Origin of the sequence: Cupriavidus basilensis, from assembly GCF_029335485.1 — a bacterium.
Lineage (GTDB): Bacteria > Pseudomonadota > Gammaproteobacteria > Burkholderiales > Burkholderiaceae > Cupriavidus > Cupriavidus basilensis_E.
The window spans coordinates 1-16050 of the sequence record NZ_JARJLM010000202.1; the positions used below are offsets into that span (position 1 = coordinate 1).

17 protein-coding genes are annotated in these 16050 nt (G+C 68.5%); 4 read left to right on the forward strand and 13 right to left on the reverse strand.

Annotated features, from left to right (window positions below; all coding sequences use genetic code 11):
- Positions 1-426: LysR substrate-binding domain-containing protein (locus P3W85_RS11805; protein ID WP_276264928.1), on the forward strand; the 426-nt coding region annotated here is incomplete at its 5' end.
- Positions 427-654: 228 nt separating this feature from the next.
- Positions 655-1413: a substrate-binding domain-containing protein gene (locus P3W85_RS11810; protein ID WP_276264939.1), complete on the forward strand. Its 759-nt coding sequence runs from the start codon at positions 655-657 to the stop codon at positions 1411-1413.
- A 79-nt stretch (positions 1414-1492) separates the two neighbouring features.
- On the opposite strand, the gene P3W85_RS11815 is transcribed toward P3W85_RS11810, so the two are convergent.
- The 5 genes from P3W85_RS11815 to P3W85_RS11835 form a co-directional block, all read right to left on the reverse strand.
- A complete protein-coding gene (locus P3W85_RS11815; protein WP_276264929.1) occupies positions 1493-2812 on the reverse strand; it encodes an acyl-CoA dehydrogenase family protein in 1320 nt (439 codons plus the stop codon).
- Between the two features lie 66 nt (positions 2813-2878).
- Positions 2879-3838 (reverse strand): substrate-binding periplasmic protein, encoded by a 960-nt coding sequence (locus P3W85_RS11820; RefSeq protein WP_276264930.1) that lies wholly within the window; start codon positions 3836-3838, stop codon positions 2879-2881.
- A gap of 48 nt (positions 3839-3886) precedes the next feature.
- Complete coding sequence (locus P3W85_RS11825) at positions 3887-4702, reverse strand: ABC transporter ATP-binding protein (protein ID WP_276264931.1); 816 nt, start codon at positions 4700-4702, stop codon at positions 3887-3889.
- Positions 4696-5763, reverse strand: coding sequence for an ABC transporter permease (locus P3W85_RS11830; protein WP_276264932.1), 1068 nt, complete (start codon positions 5761-5763; stop codon positions 4696-4698). Before P3W85_RS11830 ends, P3W85_RS11825 begins: the two co-directional genes overlap by 7 nt.
- Positions 5744-6799, reverse strand: a complete 1056-nt coding sequence (locus P3W85_RS11835; RefSeq protein ID WP_276264933.1) for an ABC transporter substrate-binding protein — start codon at positions 6797-6799, stop codon at positions 5744-5746. Before P3W85_RS11835 ends, P3W85_RS11830 begins: the two co-directional genes overlap by 20 nt.
- Positions 6800-7000: 201 nt before the next feature.
- Between P3W85_RS11835 and P3W85_RS11840 the strand changes: the two genes are divergently transcribed.
- Positions 7001-7999 carry a GlxA family transcriptional regulator gene (locus P3W85_RS11840; protein WP_276264934.1) on the forward strand — a complete coding sequence of 333 codons (999 nt, stop codon included), beginning with the start codon at positions 7001-7003 and terminating at the stop codon, positions 7997-7999.
- Positions 8000-8006: 7 nt separating this feature from the next.
- Here P3W85_RS11840 and P3W85_RS11845 read toward each other — a convergent pair whose 3' ends face one another.
- From P3W85_RS11845 to P3W85_RS11855, 3 genes are all read right to left on the reverse strand, one after another.
- Entirely contained in the window at positions 8007-8396 is a 390-nt protein-coding gene (locus tag P3W85_RS11845; protein WP_276264935.1) for a hypothetical protein, read from the reverse strand.
- Between the two features lie 380 nt (positions 8397-8776).
- A complete protein-coding gene (gene fghA, locus P3W85_RS11850) occupies positions 8777-9628 on the reverse strand; it encodes an S-formylglutathione hydrolase (RefSeq protein ID WP_017228284.1) in 852 nt (283 codons plus the stop codon).
- A gap of 8 nt (positions 9629-9636) precedes the next feature.
- A complete protein-coding gene (locus P3W85_RS11855; protein WP_017228283.1) occupies positions 9637-10743 on the reverse strand; it encodes an S-(hydroxymethyl)glutathione dehydrogenase/class III alcohol dehydrogenase in 1107 nt (368 codons plus the stop codon).
- A 340-nt stretch (positions 10744-11083) separates the two neighbouring features.
- Here P3W85_RS11855 and P3W85_RS11860 point away from each other — a divergent pair, with 340 nt between their 5' ends.
- A complete protein-coding gene (locus tag P3W85_RS11860; RefSeq protein WP_276264936.1) occupies positions 11084-11866 on the forward strand; it encodes an IclR family transcriptional regulator in 783 nt (260 codons plus the stop codon).
- Positions 11867-11926: 60 nt separating this feature from the next.
- Here the strand turns inward: P3W85_RS11860 and P3W85_RS11865 are convergent, their stop codons facing one another.
- From P3W85_RS11865 to P3W85_RS11885, 5 genes are all read right to left on the reverse strand, one after another.
- Positions 11927-12310 (reverse strand): TipAS antibiotic-recognition domain-containing protein, encoded by a 384-nt coding sequence (locus tag P3W85_RS11865; protein WP_276264937.1) that lies wholly within the window; start codon positions 12308-12310, stop codon positions 11927-11929.
- A gap of 150 nt (positions 12311-12460) precedes the next feature.
- Positions 12461-12811, reverse strand: coding sequence for an AtuA-related protein (locus P3W85_RS11870; protein WP_017228280.1), 351 nt, complete (start codon positions 12809-12811; stop codon positions 12461-12463).
- 36 nt (positions 12812-12847) lie between these two features.
- Positions 12848-14200 (reverse strand): acyclic terpene utilization AtuA family protein, encoded by a 1353-nt coding sequence (locus P3W85_RS11875; RefSeq protein WP_017228279.1) that lies wholly within the window; start codon positions 14198-14200, stop codon positions 12848-12850.
- A 70-nt stretch (positions 14201-14270) separates the two neighbouring features.
- The gene (locus P3W85_RS11880) at positions 14271-15269 is read right to left on the reverse strand and encodes a Bug family tripartite tricarboxylate transporter substrate binding protein (protein ID WP_276264938.1); all 999 of its coding nucleotides are present in this window, start codon (positions 15267-15269) and stop codon (positions 14271-14273) included.
- A 479-nt stretch (positions 15270-15748) separates the two neighbouring features.
- Positions 15749-15925 (reverse strand): hypothetical protein, encoded by a 177-nt coding sequence (locus tag P3W85_RS11885; RefSeq protein ID WP_430869537.1) that lies wholly within the window; start codon positions 15923-15925, stop codon positions 15749-15751.
- Between the last annotated feature and the right edge of the window lie 125 nt (positions 15926-16050).

A 16050-nucleotide genomic window follows, 5' to 3' on the forward strand; every position in this document is an offset into this window, starting at 1 on the left:
CCGCTGGCGCGGCGGCGCTCGGTGGCGTGGGCCGAACTGGGCAAGCACACCCTGGTGGCCCTGGCCAGATCGAGCGGCAACCGGCTGCTGCTTGACCTCGCGCTGGCCGACACGCCGGTGCGGCCGGCCGCCTTTTACGAAGTGCGCCATGTCAGCGGCATGCTGGCGCTGGTGGAGGCCGGGCTCGGCGTGGCGGCAGTGCCCCGCCTGGCGCTGCCCGGCGGCGATGGCGCGGCGATTGCGGCAGTGCCTTTGCGCGCGCCGGCAGTATCCCGCACGCTGGGCATCCTGCGGCGCCGGGGAGCGATGCTGCCGCCGCACGCGCAGGCACTGTACGACCTGGTCGGGCAGGCCGTACCTAAGCGCGGCCGGGCCTTGCGCCCGCCACGGGAAGACACGCGGGATGCTGGCAGTATTGATGCGTAAAAACGATCAAAGCCAAGAAAGTTTGCATTATCGCGGCACGCCCGCCTTGCATAGAATGTGCAGCCTGCCCGGTAGAGGCAACGTGGCAGGCCGGTTTCCCTTCAATGCCCATCGAGAGTGCATATGTCTATTTCATCCGCCGCCGTGCTGGTCCCCGCCGTCAACCCACTCCGCAGGAATGCTGTAAAGCCCCATGCCAGGCCCCTGCTGGCCCTGATATTGGCGGGCATGGCCAGCCTTGCCCTGGGCGTTGGGAACGCGCTGGCCGACGAAGTCAAGGTCATGAACTCGGGGGGCTTCACCGCGGCCTACAAAGCGCTTGGCCCGGGTTTCGAGAAGGCCACGGGTCATAAGCTGTCGACCGCGTGGGGTCCCTCCATGGGCAAGTCGCCCGAAGCCATTCCCAACCGCCTGGCGCGGGGCGAGCACGCCGACGTGGTGATCATGGTGGGCTATGCGCTGGACGACCTGATCAAGCAGGGCAAGGTGGTGCCCGACAGCAAGGTCGCGCTGGCCGATTCACGCATTGGGCTCGCGGTGCGGGCGGGCGCACCCAAGCCCGATATCAGCACGCTCGACGCATTCCGCGACACGTTGCTGAAGGCCGCCTCCATCGCCTATTCGGACAGTGCCAGCGGCGTTTACGTGGAAAAGGAGATGTTCAGGAAGCTGGGCATCGAAGAACAGGTCAAGGGCCGCGCCCATATGATCGAGAAAACCCCCGTGGGCAGCGTGGTGGCCAAGGGCGACTACGAGGTCGGCCTGCAGCAGGTCAGCGAACTGTTGCCGGTGCCGGGCACCACGTTCGTGGGCAAGATTCCCGAGGCCGTGCAGAGCATCACCACCTTCGCTGCAGGCGTGCCGGTCAATGCCGAGCATCCGGACGCCGGCCGCGCCCTGATCCGCTACCTGGCGTCTCCCGCAGCGCGTGCCGATATCGAGCGCAGCGGCATGGACCCGGTGGTCGATCCGAAGGCTGCGCAGTAACCCGCCACGGCCCCCCGATGGGAGGCGGGAGCTGCAAATGCCGCCGCACACGCTGGATTACGCAGTTGGCGGCTCCCAGTCAAACCACCCCTCTCCCCAACCCTCGCGCGGCCGCTGCTGCGGGATCGGCAGGGGCGGCCTGGGTGGTCTCGCGCAGCGCCTGCGCACCGGCGCCCGCCAGGACGGCGTCGTTCTGCGGCGTATGAATGCGGCTGCACAGTACATTGCGGTAGTGGCGCTCCAGCGGATTGCCGCGCGACAGGGCGGGATTGCCGGCCAGTCTGAGCGCCAGTTCGACGGCGGCGATCGCGTTGTCGGTCACAGTGAGCTTGAGCAGGCCGCCATCGGCGGCGCTGGCCGGGGCGCCGGCATCCGCGTCGGTACAGAAACGGTCCAGCAGTATGCGGTTGGCCAGGAGCCAGCCGTCGATGCGGCCCACCGCTTCCTGGAAACGCGGCAGGGTGGCGAGCGGTGCGCCCAGGCTGCCAGGCGCGCGCAGCTTGAGCCACGCGACGAACCAGTCGCGGGCGCTGCGCGCCACGGCGTCGTACAGCGCGCCGAGCAGGACGGCGCTCCAGACGGCCCAGGCCGGGTCATGGCGTTGCGCCCAGTCTTCCGGCTGGCGCAGATCGACCGCATGGGCGGCGGGCAGTGGCGTGTTGTCGAAGACCACGTCGTGGCTGCCGGTGGCGCGCATGCCGAGGTGGTCCCAGGTTGGCAGCACGGTGATGCCGGGCGCGTCGCGGGGCACCAGGAATACGCCGGTGCGCGGGCTGGGCTCATCGGTGCGTCCCCACACGGCCAGCCAGCTCAGCGCCGGGATGCCGGTGGCATACACCTTGTGGCCGGACAGCAGCCAGCCGTCGCCATGGCGGCGCGCTACGGTGGCCGGCATGCCGCCGCGCGCGGGCGAACCGAGGTCGGGTTCCACGCGCAGCGAGTTGATCAGCGCACCACGATCCACCGCGCTGCGTTGTACCGCTTCCCGCACGGCAGCGGGCCATTGCGCATCCTGCGCGAGGCTGCGATGGCCGAGGGTCTGCATCACCAGCACCAGCGCAGTGGACGGATCGCCCGCAGCCACGTGCTGGATCACGCGGCGCGCATCCGCCAGCCCAGTGCCGCTGCCGCCGAGGGTGCGCGGCACGGTGAGGGCGAGCAGGCCAAGCTGGTGGAGTTCGGCGATATTCTCAAAGGCAAAGGTGGCGTCGCGGTCGTGGCCGGCGGCGCGCGCGGCAAAGCGCGCGGAGAGCGCGCGCAAGGCCTCTTCCGGAGGGGGCGGGCGCGGTGTGAGACCATCGTCGGGACCTGGCGCCGGTACGGCGGGCGCGAAACCGGCTTCGCTGTGCCAGTCGGAAATTCGCCGCCTTGCGGTAGTACCGCTGGACTGCAAGCTCATGCTTTCCCCTGTTGTCTTGTGGTGTGGTGTTGTGCCGTGCCTGCCTTGTTGGGGGGGCGGCCGCGCTCAATGACAGATCTGCCCGCTCTCGACCAGCATCATGTTGAAAGCCGCCTCGCCCGCGGCGGCTTCCCGCAGCCGGCCAAGCCGCCCGTCGCGCTGCCAGCGCGCCAGCAGCTGTTCCAGGTAGCGGGCGGACTGCGCATCCGGCTCGCGCAGCGTCAGCGCCGCGCCCTCGCCATTGAGCACGAGCGGCGCCGCCACGAAGAAGCGCCATTCGGGCAGGCGCATCACGCGGGCGGCCAGCGCGGCGTCTTCCGCCACGGCGGCGCATTCGCCGCGGCGAAATGCCAGCAGCGCCTGCAGCGGGGAGGGGTAGCGGCGCAGTTCGGCCCCGGCCCGGGCCAGTGCCGCCTGGAAGGGGCTGCCCTCGCTGACGCAGGCGGTCTTGCCGCCAAGTGAATCGAGCCGGTCGACCGGCGTGAAGCGCAGCGTCAACAGGGTGCCGCGCGCGGTGGCCGGCGCCTGCACGGAGGCCGCGCGGGGATGGCGGCTATCCGCCGCCGCGCCGAAGGCAAGATCGAAACCGGGTGACTGGGTGTTGCCCGCCGCCGGCAGATGACGCAGCCTGACGGGCAAGCCAAGCGCCCGGCCGAGTTCGGCGGCCAGCCCGGCTTCGCCCGGATCGGGCTCCGGCACCAGCGGGCGGCCCGGCGGCGTGGCGCGCGGATAGGCGTGCACGCCGACCACCAGTTCGCCGCGCGCCTGGGCCTGGCGCAGCAGGGGGCCGGGCCCGGGGTCAGCTTGCCAGCGCGCTTCCGAGGACAGCCACATGGGCAGGGCGGCGATACCTGCGCTCAGCACAAGCGCAGCCGCGATGGCGCGGGCCGCCCGCCGTCCTGCCACGGCGATGCCAGGCGGCAGGCGGGGCAATGCGGCGCTATGCCTGCCGTCCCGGTCCGGGTGCGGTATCGAGTCCGGACCCAGCCACCACGTGCCGTGCAGATGCCAGAGTTCATCGGGCATGGCTGCCTCGGCGGTGGGGGCGCGCCGCGAGCCGCGGGATCCGCGCGGCTACCATCCCTGGCCCAGCCCCAGCAGGCCAAGGATTTCGCGGCGCAGGCGGATCAGTTCCGGATCGTCGCGATGGCGCGGATACGCGCGGTCGATCTTGAGTTCCGCCGTGATACGGGCCGGCCGCTCGCTGAACACGATCACGCGCGTGGCCAGCAGCAGCGCTTCCTCCACATCGTGGGTGACCAGCAAGGCGGTAAAGCGCGAGCGCTGCCACAGCGAGACCAGCTCGCCCTGCATGCTCAGGCGCGTCAGGGAATCGAGCTTGCCCAGCGGCTCGTCGAGGATCAGCAGGCGCGGCTCGTTGACCAGGGCGCGCGCCAGCGCGGCGCGTTGCGCCATGCCGCCGGAAAGCTGGCGCGGATAGGCCCGTGCGAAGTCGCTCAGGCCCACGCGTGCCAGCGCGTCGTCCACGCGGGCGCGCTGGGTGCCGAGCAGCCCACGCGCTTCCAGGCCGAGCGCGGCGTTGTCCCATACCGTGCGCCATGGATATAGCGTGGGGTCCTGGAATACCACCACCCGGCTCGGGTCCGGCCCGGCGATTGGCACGCCATCCACCGCCAGCGTGCCGCGCCGTGGTGCCTCCAGTCCGGCCACCAGCCGCAGCAGGGTGGACTTGCCGCAGCCACTGGGGCCGAGCAGGGCAACGAACTCGCCCGGCTCGGCGGTCAGGCTGACGCGGCTCAGCACCGGCAGTACCTGGTCGCGCAGCGTGAAATGGTGGCTGACCTGATCGATCGTCAGGCGCACGCCGTTGCCGGCCGGGTCTTCCACAGGCGGCACCTGGACGGATTTCTCGAGCACGGCGCTTACCATTTGACCACGCCCTTCTGCCAGGCCAGCAGCCGGTCGCGCGAGCGGAACAGCAGCGTGATGAGTCCCGAGAACAGGAGCGCCATTACCAGCAGCGCGGCATACATGCTGGCGTAGGCGGCCCAGCCCTGGGCCCATTGGAGGTACCAGCCGAGGCCGGATTTGACCCCCAGCATCTCGGCCACCACCAGCACGGAGAACGATGAGCCCAGGCCCATGAAGAGGCCGACGAACACGCTGGGCAGCGCCGCCGGCACTGCCACCTTGAGCACCAGGAAACGCTCCCTGGCGCCCAGGGTGCGGGCCACGTCGTAATAGGCCGGGTCCACCGCCGCGACGCCGGACCAGGTCAGCACGGTGACGGGGAACCACGTCGCCAGCGCCACCAGGAAGGTGGCCGCGCTGGCGCTGCTGGGAAAGGCGAAGAACACGATCGGCAGCCAGGCCGTGGCAGGCAGCGGCCCGAGCAGGCGCAGCACCGGATGGACCCAGTAGCCGGCCCGGCTCGACCAGCCGATCGAGACACCGGTCAGGAAGCCCGCCAGCGCGCCAAGCAGGTAGCCGGTGGCCAGCAGGCGCAGCGAATGCGCCACCGCTTCCGCCAGCCGTGCATAGTCCTCGAGGAAGACCTCCAGCAGCGCCTGCGGCGGCGCAAAGAAGGGGCGCGGCAACAGGCCCAGCTTGGCGGTCGCCAGCTCCCACGCCAGCGTCAGTGCCGCCAGCACCAGCAGCCACGGACCGGCGCGGCGCAGGGTGGCGCCAATACCGCCAAGCCGATGCTGCACGAAGGCCAGCACCAGCAGCACGGCGGCGATGCCTGCGAACAGGGAGGCGGTCTCATGGGTCAGCGGCCAGTCCTCGGGTTCCGGCCAGAATTTCACCACGGCGGCGAGCCCCAGCCAGGCCGCCCCCGCCAGCGCGCCGCCCAGCCATACGCGCGGTACGGCGGCGGGCAGGGCCAGGAATTCATCGCGCCCGTCGAAGGCGTCGTGGCCGGCCAGCGCCTGGCTGGCGGCGGGCGCTTCCAGCACGCCGTGCTGCCCGTCAGCTGAGAACGTTGGCATAGATGCGCTCCGCGAATTTATTGGAATCGGTGCCCGGACGGATGACCGACACGAGCTTGAGTTCGTCGGTGTATTGCGCCAGTTCCTTTTTCAGGTCCGCGCCAACCGGATGATGGCCGTGGGTGTGGCTCTTGAGCATGGCCACCACATCGCTTTGCGATGCCTTGGAGAATTCGGCGAAATGCCGGGCAGTTTCCTCGGGGTGGGCTACCGTCCAGTCCTGCGCCTGCAGCACGGCATGCGTGAGCGCGGCGGCGACCGGCTTGTCCTCGCGGATCAGGCTGCCGCGAATGCCCAGCACGCAGCAGGAACGGTTGGCGTATTCGTCCGACAGGTTGGTAGCCACCTCGACCAGGTTGCGCTCCTTGCGCAGCAGGTAGGTGCGCGGGTCGCCGTCGGCGGCGGCTTGCGCCTCGCCTTTCTCGAGGGCGATGCCGAGCAGGTCGGCGGGGTACTGGCGCCACTGCACGTCGCGTACGGGGTCGATGCCGCGCTTGGCCAGCAGGATGGAGAAGAAGTTCTTGGCCGGGCTTGCCATGTCGCTGACCGCCACGGTCTTGCCCTTGAGGCTCTTCAGGTCGGTCACGCCGGAGTTGCGCAAGGTCAGCAGCCGCATGCAGCCACCGTGGGTGGCGGCGGTCAGCTTGACGTCGAAGCCTTGCTCGAGCGGCTTGAGCCAGCGCAGCGCCATGCCCACTCCGGCGTCCGCCTTCCTGGTGGCGATGGCTTCGAGCAACTGGTCGGTGGACCCGCCGAAGTTGATCAGTTCCACCTCCAGCCCGTGATTGCGGAAGATGTTCTCTTTCAGCGCCGCTGCGACGGGCGCCAGGCACACGCCGCTGGCATTCCACGCCAGCCTGATCGGCTTGAGCTGGCCGGCGGCGCGGGCCTTGGCGGTCCAGACAAAGGGCGCGGCGCCGCTGGCGATGGCCAGTGTGCCGGCGGCCCGCAGCCAGCCGCGGCGGCTCAGGCCGCCTTTGCTGCCCGCGGGCGTTGGGAGGTGGAGGGCGGACGGCTGCTCTGGCGCTTGATGCATGACACTCCTCGGTAGGCTGCGGGATGCGGGATGCGAACGATATGCACCATGCTAAGAACTGGTTCGCTGCAATAGAACGAATTTGTTGGCACAAGCTTGCACGCGCAGCGACTAATGCGGCGGCTGCATATGCTTGTACCCGCGCGGCGGCGGGTGGGCGGTAGTGGGGTAAGATCGCCGGTTTTCATCCCGGACAGGCCGATGCAAGCGCAGGCAGTTGCCGCCCCGAGGCGGGTGGATATCGTCGTGTATCCCGGATTCAAGGCGATGGAGGCAGTCGGCCCGATGACGGTGTTCGACTACGCCAATGTGCGGCTGTCCCAGCGCGGGCAGCCGCCGGCCTATGCCACGCGCGTGGTGGCGCTGGAGACCGGTCCAGTGCGCTCGGACACGCTGATGACGCTGGAAGCCACGGCTCGGCTCGACACCGTGCTGCTACCCGATATCGCACTGATCGTCGGCGCACGCGACATCGAGCGCGCCATGGACGAGGCGCGGGGCATCGTGCCCTGGGCACGCGCGGTGGCCCCGCGCATCGGGCGGCTGATCGCGCTGTGCTCGGGCACGTTCTTCCTCGCCGCGGCGGGCCTGCTCGACGGGCGCCGCGCCACCACGCACTGGAGCGTGGCGGCGCTGCTGCGCCAGCGCTTCCCGGCGGTGGAGGTGGACGCCGACGCGATCTTTATCCGGCAGGGTAACCTGTGGACTTCGGCTGGGGTGACCGCCGGCATCGACCTGGCGCTGGCGGTAGTGGAGGAGGACCTGGGGCGCGAACTGGCGCTGGATCTGGCGCGCGAACTGGTGGTGTACCTCAAGCGCCCTGGCGGGCAATCGCAGTACAGCCTGCATCTGGCCAGCCAGGCCACCAGCCACGCAGGCATCCGCGGCGTGCAGGACTGGATCCTGTCCGACCTGGCCCATGATTTCACGCTGGCCGGGATGGCGGCGCGGGTCGCGATGAGCGAGCGGAATTTCCGCCGCGTATTCGCCCGCGAGGCGGGCGCCAGCCCGATGGCGTTTATCGAATCGGCACGGATCGAAGGTGCCCGGCGGCTGCTGGAGCAAGGCGACCTGCCGCTCAAGGCGATTGCCGCGCGTACCGGCTTCGGTTCCGACGAGGGCTTGCGGCGCGCCTTCCTGCGCCAGCTGGGCATCACGCCGCGCGAGTATCGCGAGCGCTTCGGGGCCGTGCAGGGCTAGGCGGGCCTTACTGGCTGGCGGAATTGGCAGGCGCGGCAGCCGGGCCGGTGGCGGTGCCGGGCGCGTTGGTGTGCAGCGCGGCATCCTGGCTTGCCAGGGTGTCGGCAGCGGCACCTGCCGGACCGTTCTGGGTGCCGCTGTCCTGCGAGCGCTGGCGGCCCCTGCCACGGCCACCGCCTCGCCCGCCGGTCTGGAGCGGTGCGGCATGGTTTTGCCGCAGTTCCTGGTTGATGCTGTCCACGGTGCGTGGCGGCGGCGTCATGCGCGCAAAGTTGCTGTTGATCGCGTTCATGGCTTCGTCCCCGCCGGCGGGCGAACCCTGGGCGAAGGCGGCGGGCGACAGCAACAGCGTGGTCACCAGGGGAATCAGGCGGAGAGTGCGGGCGCTGCGGGTCATCGTGAAATCCTTCGGGATTGTCGCTACCGCGGTGGCCGGCCACGGGGCCGTGCCCGCTTTCGGACGATGCAGGCGCGCGATCTCGCCAGATGCTAGCAGCGCGGCCGGACGCAGTGCAAGGCGCCGCCGGGCGGATTCTGTTTCAGCGGTAGCCAGCCCGTTTCAAGGTATTACCAAGCGGCGCCGGCTGCGCTGGAGTGGCCTGCCCCGGATTCTGCCCGATTCGTCAGGCGCCTGGCGGTCAGGGGAAGGAGGGAGGTAAACGGGAGAGCATGACCGGCGGAGGGCACCCGCCCGCCGCTTCAGTAGGAGCGCAGTGCAATGCCCCAGCGCTGCGGCATGGCCGGCGGGGGGCGGTGCCCCCGCCACAACAGCGCGGTTCAGAGCTGCGCCGCGTGGTGCCGGATATGGTCCTCGATAAACGTCGAGATGAAGTAATACCCGTGATCGTAGCTCGCGTGCCGGCGCAGCGTCAGCGGCTGGCCGACGGCGGCGCAGGCCGCTTCCAGGGCTTCGGGATAGAGCTGTTCGGCCAGGAATTTGTCCGCCAGGCCCTGGTCCACCAGAATCCCGCGCGGGAAGGGTGCCGCCGCCTGGCGCGCCATCAGTGCGCTGGCGTCGTACTGCTCCCAGGTGGCGCGATCATCGCCCAGGTAGCGGCCAAGGGCCTTGTGACCCCACGGGCAGCGCGTCGGCGCCGCGATCGGCGCGAAGGCCGACACCGAGCGGAAGCGTGCGGGATGCCGTTGCGCCAGCACCAGCGCGCCGTGGCCGCCCATCGAGTGGCCGAACACGCCAACGCGTCGCGGATCGGCGGGCAGCGCCGTGGTGACCAGCCCGAACAGCTCCTCCGTCACATAGCTTTCCATGCGCCAGTATTGGCTCCATGGCGCCTGCGTGGCATCCAGGTAGAAGCCCGCGCCCACGCCAAAATCCCATGCCTCGGCCTCGCCGGCAATGCCAGTGTCGCGCGGGCTGGTATCGGGCGCCACCAGGATCAGGCCGTGCTCGGCGGCAAAGCGCTGGGCGCCGGCCTTGATCATGAAGGTTTCCTCGGTGCAGGTCAGGCCGGCCAGGTAGAACAGCGCGGGCAGGCGCTGTTCGGGCCGGGCCAGCGCCTGCGGGGGCAGGAACACCGAGAAACGCATCGGCAGGCCGATGGCGCTGGAGGCGTGCCGGTAAAAGCGCTGTACGCCGCCGCAGCAACCGTGTTCGGAAAGGAGTTCGAGCATGGCCGGCCTCAGTACAGCACGACCGAGCGGATCGACTCGCCGCGCTTCATCAGGTCGAAGCCCTCGTTGATGCGCTCCAGCGGCAGGGTGTGGGTGATCAGGTCGTCGATATTGAGCTTGCCTTCCATATACCAGTCGACGATCTTCGGCACATCGGTACGGCCGCGCGCGCCGCCGAAGGCCGAGCCCTTCCATTCGCGGCCCGTCACCAGCTGGAACGGGCGGGTGGAGATTTCCGCGCCGGCCTCGGCCACGCCGATGATGATGGACTTGCCCCAGCCCTTGTGGCAGCACTCCAGCGCCTGGCGCATGACCTTGGTGTTGCCGATGCATTCGAAGGAGTAGTCGGCGCCGCCATCGGTAAGCTGCACGATGTGGTCCACCACGTTCTCCACTTCGTTCGGGTTGATGAAATGGGTCATGCCGAACTTGCGCGCCATGGCTTCGCGGCCCGGGTTCAGGTCCACGCCGATGATCTTGTCGGCGCCGACCATCCTGGCCGCCTGGATCACGTTCAGGCCAATGCCGCCCAGGCCGAACACCACCACATTGGCACCGGCTTCCACCTTGGCGGTGAACAGTACCGCGCCCACGCCCGTGGTCACGCCGCAGCCGATATAGCAAACCTTGTCGAAGGGCGCGTCCGGACGGATCTTGGCCAGCGCGATTTCCGGCACCACGATGTGGTTGGCGAAGGTGGAGGTACCCATGTAATGGAAGATGGGCTTGCCGTCGATGGAAAAGCGCGAGGTGCCGTCGGGCATCAGGCCCCGTCCCTGAGTGCTGCGGATGGCCTGGCACAGGTTGGTCTTGCGCGACAGGCAGAACTTGCACTGGCGGCATTCCGGCGTGTAGAGGGGAATGACATGGTCGCCGGGCTTGAGCGAGCTCACGCCCGGACCCACGTCGGTGACGATGCCGGCGCCTTCATGGCCGAGGATGGCGGGGAAGATGCCTTCCGGATCGGCGCCGGACAAGGTGTAGTAATCGGTGTGGCAGATGCCGGTGGCCTTGATCTCCACCAGCACTTCTCCGGCGCGCGGGCCGTCCAGGTCCACGTCTTCCACGGTCAGCGGGGCTCCGGCGTTCCAGGCGATGGCGGCTTTGGTCTTCATGATTGCGTTCCTTGGTGGCGGCGGCAGCCTGGCTGCCGGCTCGATGTCCGGGGGCGAAAACCAGTGCGCGCGCCCGGCTTCAAGGGGTGCCGGGGCGGTGCTTTTCGTCTGCAGAGACTATACGTCCTTCGGACTGGCCACGGACGCCGGAAGCGGCGCTTTTGGCCCGGGGCGCCCCCAGTTTGGCCAAAATCGCGGGTCGGGTGGCCGGCTTGTTGACCATCTCCGCGGCTGCCGCTCTAATGCCAGCTTCACCCACGCGCCGCCGCTCAAGCCCAATGTCCTCGCCGTGTTGCCTGTTTGCCGCTCCGGCTACCGTGCCCATCCATCCGCTCCAGGGATGAGTACCGGACCCGAACCGCCCACCTCCCGGGCCTCGCCCGTGCAGCGCGCGCTATGGATACTGCGCGCCTTGTCCGATCCGCAGGTTCGCCGTCTCTCCGATGTGGCGCGCGCCACTGGCCTCGACCCGGCCACGGCCTCCCGCTTGCTGGAGCTCCTGGTGGCGGAAGGCTTCGTGAGCAGGGACGCGAGCCGCCGCTTCGGCATCGGCCCGGAGATCTTCCAGCTGGCCGATGTGGCGCAGCGCCGTGTCGACCTGCGCGCCCTGGCGCGGCCCAGCCTCGAGCGGCTGGTGGAAGCGTTCGAGGATACGGCGGTTCTGACGCTGGCCAGCCGTGGCGAATCGGTGGTGGCGGATATCGAACTGGGCACCTTCCCGATCCGCGCCAACTATGTGGAGATCGGTACGCGCCGGCCGCTCGGGGTGGGCGCCGGCAGCCTGGCGGTGCTGGCCTGGATGCCGGAAGCCGAGCGCGCCGTCCGGGCGCGGCTGGGAAAGGCGCAACGTGTGCGCTATCCCCGCCTGACGCCCGAAGTGATCGGGGAGCAGATCGAAGCGGCGCGCGGGAGGGGCTATGCCTTGTTCCTGGACTGGGTGGTGGACAAGATGGGCGGGATCGCCGTGCCGCTGCTCGACTACGAAGGCCGGCCCATCGGCGCGCTCAGCGTCGCGGCGCTGAGCGAACGCATCCTGGCTCGGGAGGCCAGGATGGCGCGCTTGCTGAAGGAGGAGGCGCGACGGGTTACCAGCGCCTGGGCGCGCCGGGCCTTGCCAGCTTAGCGTGGCATGCGCCGATGCACGGCTGGCGGACGGCTGCTTTCCACGCCTGTTGAAGGATTTTCAGAGGTTTTCCAGGGCATAGGCGAGCATGGCACTGCTCAGGAACGCTACCATTCCGGGGTGGTAGGCATTATGGAAATTTCTCATGGTGGGATTTTCGCTGTAAAGCAAAGCCATTCCAATATAAGCTTCCCGGCTCGGGGTATAAAAGCGGCAGGAGATTTCGTGATGCCGGTGAACCAGCCCCTGAATATGTTCGTCCGTCGGATCCGACGTGTCGATGAATTTCGATAGATCCTTGTAAAAGGCATCCCAGTCCGCGTGAACCCTTGCCCGGTCAACGTGCTCCCAGCAGTTCGTCTCCGAGAGGCTTCTTGCCTGCTCCTCATTCAGAATGTCCCGGCATTTTTCTTGATATGCGGAGTCGAGGCGGTCTGAAATCATGATTTCCTGTCCTTGCCGGGAATGAATAGGAAAATCATATCGGGCATGGCGCGCCGGTATTATCAGAAGATTCCTCTTTTTCTGCTCCCGTTTCCGCTTTGTCGACAGAAAGCGGTTTCGCATGGCTCCGCCATCGCCGTGTCCGGCCTTTCAGCTGGCCGGCCCGTGCAGCAGCGGCCGCAGCGCCTCCGGTACCTCCACCTCGAAGCGCAACACCGCGCTGGCCAGCGCCTTGCCGTAGTTGTCGAGCGCGAGGCTGCGCGAAACGCCGCCCCCGAGCGCGCCATGGGCCACGAAATTGAGCACCTGAAGCCCGTCGGCCTCGAAACGTTCGACCTTGCCCGTGACCACACCGCCATACAGCGCCTTGAAGGCCTCGGCAGTGAGCTGGGCCTTGAGATGAGGATAGAACGCGGGTTCATAGGCGATCACCGCGGTGTTGGAGATATCGCCCTTGTCGCCCGAGCGGGTATGCGCCAGGCGCCTGAGTGGAACTTTCATGTCATGTGCCTCGCGGCAGGTCAAAGGGGGAAAAGATCAAAGGAAATGGATATCGGAGCTGACCTGCGTGCGCGGCACCAGGGCCGACCAGACGCCGATGATCTCGCGTGTGCGTTCCTGGTGCGGTACGCGCTTGCCCGTGGAGGCCAGCCCGCATACCGCCATGCTGTCGATCTCCCGCCCGACCTTGGCGGCCTCGGCGCGGGTGCGGGTGCGCGCGGCCACGCGCACGGCGATCTCGTTGGGCTCGCAGGCCGGCGCGGGCGAGGCCGCGCCGTGGATGGCGTCGACGCCGAGAAAGTCGATGCGCAGCGCTTGCGCGTCCAGCCCGGCCCGCTGGAAACGGTGCTCCAGGATGGTCTTGGCCAGCCGGGCCTTTTCCAGGCAGCCGGGCCCGGCGTAGAAGAACATGTCCTCGCCGATAAAGCCTTCGGTGCAGCCCAGCGATACCTTGAGCGTAGCGGTGCGCGGCGTTCCGCTCACGCCGCTGATGCGTACCTCGTCAGGTCCCACCTGTTCCAGTTGCGCCGTGGTGAAATCCACCACCACATCGGGTGTGATGTAGCGGCGCGGGTCGTGCACCTCGTAGAACATCTGCTCCTTCACGGTCTGCAGGTCGATGCGCCCGCCGGTGCCCGCCACCTTGGAGATCACGGCGGTGCCGCTGGCATCCACCTCGGCGATGGGGAAGGCGAGGTTCCATGGCTCGGGCACATCCTTGTAGCCGGGGTCGCCGAAGTAGCCGCCGGTCACCTGTGCGCCGCATTCCAGCAGGTGGCCGATGGCGCTGCCCCGGGCCAGCAATGCCGTGTCCTGCGGCATCCAGCCGAAGGCATGCATCATCGGCGCCAGGAACAGCGAAGGATCCGCCACGCGGCCGGTTACCACGATTTGCGCGCCGGCTTCCAGCGCCCGTACGATCGGTTCCGCGCCCTCGTACGGTTCGGCGGAAATCAGCGAGTCGCGCAGCGTGGCGATGGGAGCGCCGCTTTCCAGTATGTCCAGCGGCGCGTCGCAGATGTTGCCGGTCAGGTCGGTGGTGGTGATGGCGGCGATCTTCACGCCGGGCAGTCCCAGCTCTGCACAGAGCTGCGCGATGCGCCGCGCCGCGGCAAGCGGATTGATCCAGCCCTGGTTGCTGACGATGCGCGTGCCCTGCGCGATGCAGTGCGGCAGCACTGCGCGCATGCGCTCGTCCAGATAGGTGTCGTAGCCTTCGAAGGTGGGATCGCGCCGCTTGCGGACCTGTGCAGCCGATACCGTGGCTTCCGCCATGGTTTCGAAACAGAGGAAGTCGAGCTTGCCGTACTGCGCGCTGAGCGCCGCGGGTTCGACGCGGTCGCCCCACCAGCCCGAGCCCGAGCCGATACGGATGGTCTTTGCTGCCATGGGGGATTCCTGGTTGGTCGTGCCGTGCTGGCCGTTTCGTGCTTATTGCTTCGTATTTATTGCTTCGTATTTATTGCGCCTGGATGCCGGCGCGCTTGATCACGCGCGACCATTTCTCCGTATCGGCGCGGATCACGGCAGCGAAGGCGGCCGGCGAGTCGCCGCCCGGCACGGCGCCAAGCTGTTCGATGCGATGCTTTACCTCGGGGGTGGCCAGGATGCGGGCCACGGTCTGCTGCAGCCGCGCCACCAGTGCCGGTGGCGTGCCTGCCGGCGCCAGCAGGCCGAACCAGGAATTCACCACGTAGCCGGGCAGGCCGGATTCCGCCACGGTGGGCACGTCCGGCAGGACCGGTGCGCGCTGCGGGCCGGTCACCGCCAGCGCGCGGACCTTGCCAGCCTGGATCTGGGCCAGCGCCGAGGGCAGGTTGTCATACATCAGGTTGACCTGGCCCGCCAGCAGGTCGGTCATGGCCGGCGCCGCACCCTTGTAAGGCACATGCTGCATCTTCACGCCCGCCATGCTGTCGAGCAGTTCGCCGGACAGGTGCGGTGAACCGCCGGTGCTGGTGGAGGCGTAGTTCAGGCCACCGGGACGCTGTCTGGCCAGCGCGATCAGTTCTGTCACCGACCTGACCGGCAGCGTGCCATTGGTCAGCAGCACATTGGGCGAGTTTGCCACCAGCGTCACCGGCGCAAAGTCCTTGGCCGAGTCGTAGGGCATGCGGGCGTAGATGAACTGGTTGGTGACCTGGGTGCCGAGTGTGCCCATCAGCAAGGTGTAGCCGTCGGGGGCCGCCCTGGCTACGGCTTCGGCGCCGATATTGCCGCCCGCGCCGGGCCGGTTGTCGACCACCACGGTCTGGCCCAGCGCCTCTCCCATCCCCAGCGCCACCAGGCGCGCGAGGATGTCGGTGGTGCCGCCGGGCGTGAAGGGGACCACCAGCCGCAGTGGCTTGGCCGGGTAGTTGTCGGGGGCCTTGTCTGCCGCGCAAGCCGGCAGCGCAAGCTGGGCGCACAGGGCGGCGCCGGCCATGGCGGCCAGGCGAAGGGTGGCGCGTCGGTTCATCTGTCTCCTCGCTGGCGCTGGCCCGTAGGGCGGCGCTTCGTGGGTTTGCCGCGTGCGCGAATGCGCCGCAGCATTTCGTTTAATGAAATATTTCTTGGCCGATCTTATTCATGTGGCAGTTTGAAGGTCAAACATTAGCCATAAATTTTCACTGAATGAAAATTCATGCGGCGTCCATGCTGTGCCGCGGATGATGCGGTGCTGGCTGCGCCAGTCTTTGCAATCGATGAGGGAGGCCAGCGCGTGGCCCGGGAGGTGGGTGCGGCTGACCGAGTCAGCGCGTCGGATGCCGATCCGGCGGAACGGGCCGGTGCGGACGGTGGAGTTAGCGCGAGGGGAGGCAGCCGCCGCAACTAACGGCTTGCCGCTCAACTGGCGGGCGCCAGCAGGGCTTTGACCGGCAGCGTGCCGCACGGGCCATCCGGCAGGCCCGGACCGTCAGGACGGGCACCTGGGATGGTGCTGCCGGGCTGCCAAGCTCAATATCCCGGCGCCTGCTGGTAGTAGTAGGGTACCGGCTGCGGCGCGCACGGGACATAGGCGCGATCGTAATCGCGATAGCAATAGCCCGGCGGCGGCGAGTACACCGGTGCGGGCGGGGCCGCCATAACGACCGGCTGGCTGGCCACCGCGGGAGAGACTGGGGCGCAACGCATGCAGCGCGTTCTTGATCGTGGACGCACAGAGCGTGAAGAACACGGGCACGGCGACCCTGAAGGGCTATGACGCGGGCAAGAAAGTCTCTGGCATCAAGCGTCAAAGCGGGCCAAAAATGGCCCGG

Bases quoted from the DNA above. Each gene is read 5' to 3' on its own strand.
- P3W85_RS11840 (WP_276264934.1), top strand. From the start codon at position 7,001: ATGCAAGCGCAGGCAGTTGCCGCCCCGAGGCGGGTGGATATCGTCGTG.
- P3W85_RS11865 (WP_276264937.1), bottom strand. From the start codon at position 12,310: ATGATTTCAGACCGCCTCGACTCCGCATATCAAGAAAAATGCCGGGAC.
- P3W85_RS11825 (WP_276264931.1), bottom strand. From the start codon at position 4,702: ATGGTAAGCGCCGTGCTCGAGAAATCCGTCCAGGTGCCGCCTGTGGAA.
- P3W85_RS11875 (WP_017228279.1), bottom strand. From the start codon at position 14,200: ATGGCAGCAAAGACCATCCGTATCGGCTCGGGCTCGGGCTGGTGGGGC.
- P3W85_RS11855 (WP_017228283.1), bottom strand. From the start codon at position 10,743: ATGAAGACCAAAGCCGCCATCGCCTGGAACGCCGGAGCCCCGCTGACC.
- P3W85_RS11820 (WP_276264930.1), bottom strand. From the start codon at position 3,838: ATGCCCGATGAACTCTGGCATCTGCACGGCACGTGGTGGCTGGGTCCG.
- P3W85_RS11845 (WP_276264935.1), bottom strand. From the start codon at position 8,396: ATGACCCGCAGCGCCCGCACTCTCCGCCTGATTCCCCTGGTGACCACG.
- P3W85_RS11815 (WP_276264929.1), bottom strand. From the start codon at position 2,812: ATGAGCTTGCAGTCCAGCGGTACTACCGCAAGGCGGCGAATTTCCGAC.
- P3W85_RS11880 (WP_276264938.1), bottom strand. From the start codon at position 15,269: ATGAACCGACGCGCCACCCTTCGCCTGGCCGCCATGGCCGGCGCCGCC.
- P3W85_RS11830 (WP_276264932.1), bottom strand. From the start codon at position 5,763: ATGCCAACGTTCTCAGCTGACGGGCAGCACGGCGTGCTGGAAGCGCCC.
- P3W85_RS11810 (WP_276264939.1), top strand. From the start codon at position 655: ATGGCCAGCCTTGCCCTGGGCGTTGGGAACGCGCTGGCCGACGAAGTC.
- fghA (WP_017228284.1), bottom strand. From the start codon at position 9,628: ATGCTCGAACTCCTTTCCGAACACGGTTGCTGCGGCGGCGTACAGCGC.
- P3W85_RS11835 (WP_276264933.1), bottom strand. From the start codon at position 6,799: ATGCATCAAGCGCCAGAGCAGCCGTCCGCCCTCCACCTCCCAACGCCC.
- P3W85_RS11870 (WP_017228280.1), bottom strand. From the start codon at position 12,811: ATGAAAGTTCCACTCAGGCGCCTGGCGCATACCCGCTCGGGCGACAAG.
- P3W85_RS11885 (WP_430869537.1), bottom strand. From the start codon at position 15,925: ATGCGTTGCGCCCCAGTCTCTCCCGCGGTGGCCAGCCAGCCGGTCGTT.
- P3W85_RS11860 (WP_276264936.1), top strand. From the start codon at position 11,084: ATGAGTACCGGACCCGAACCGCCCACCTCCCGGGCCTCGCCCGTGCAG.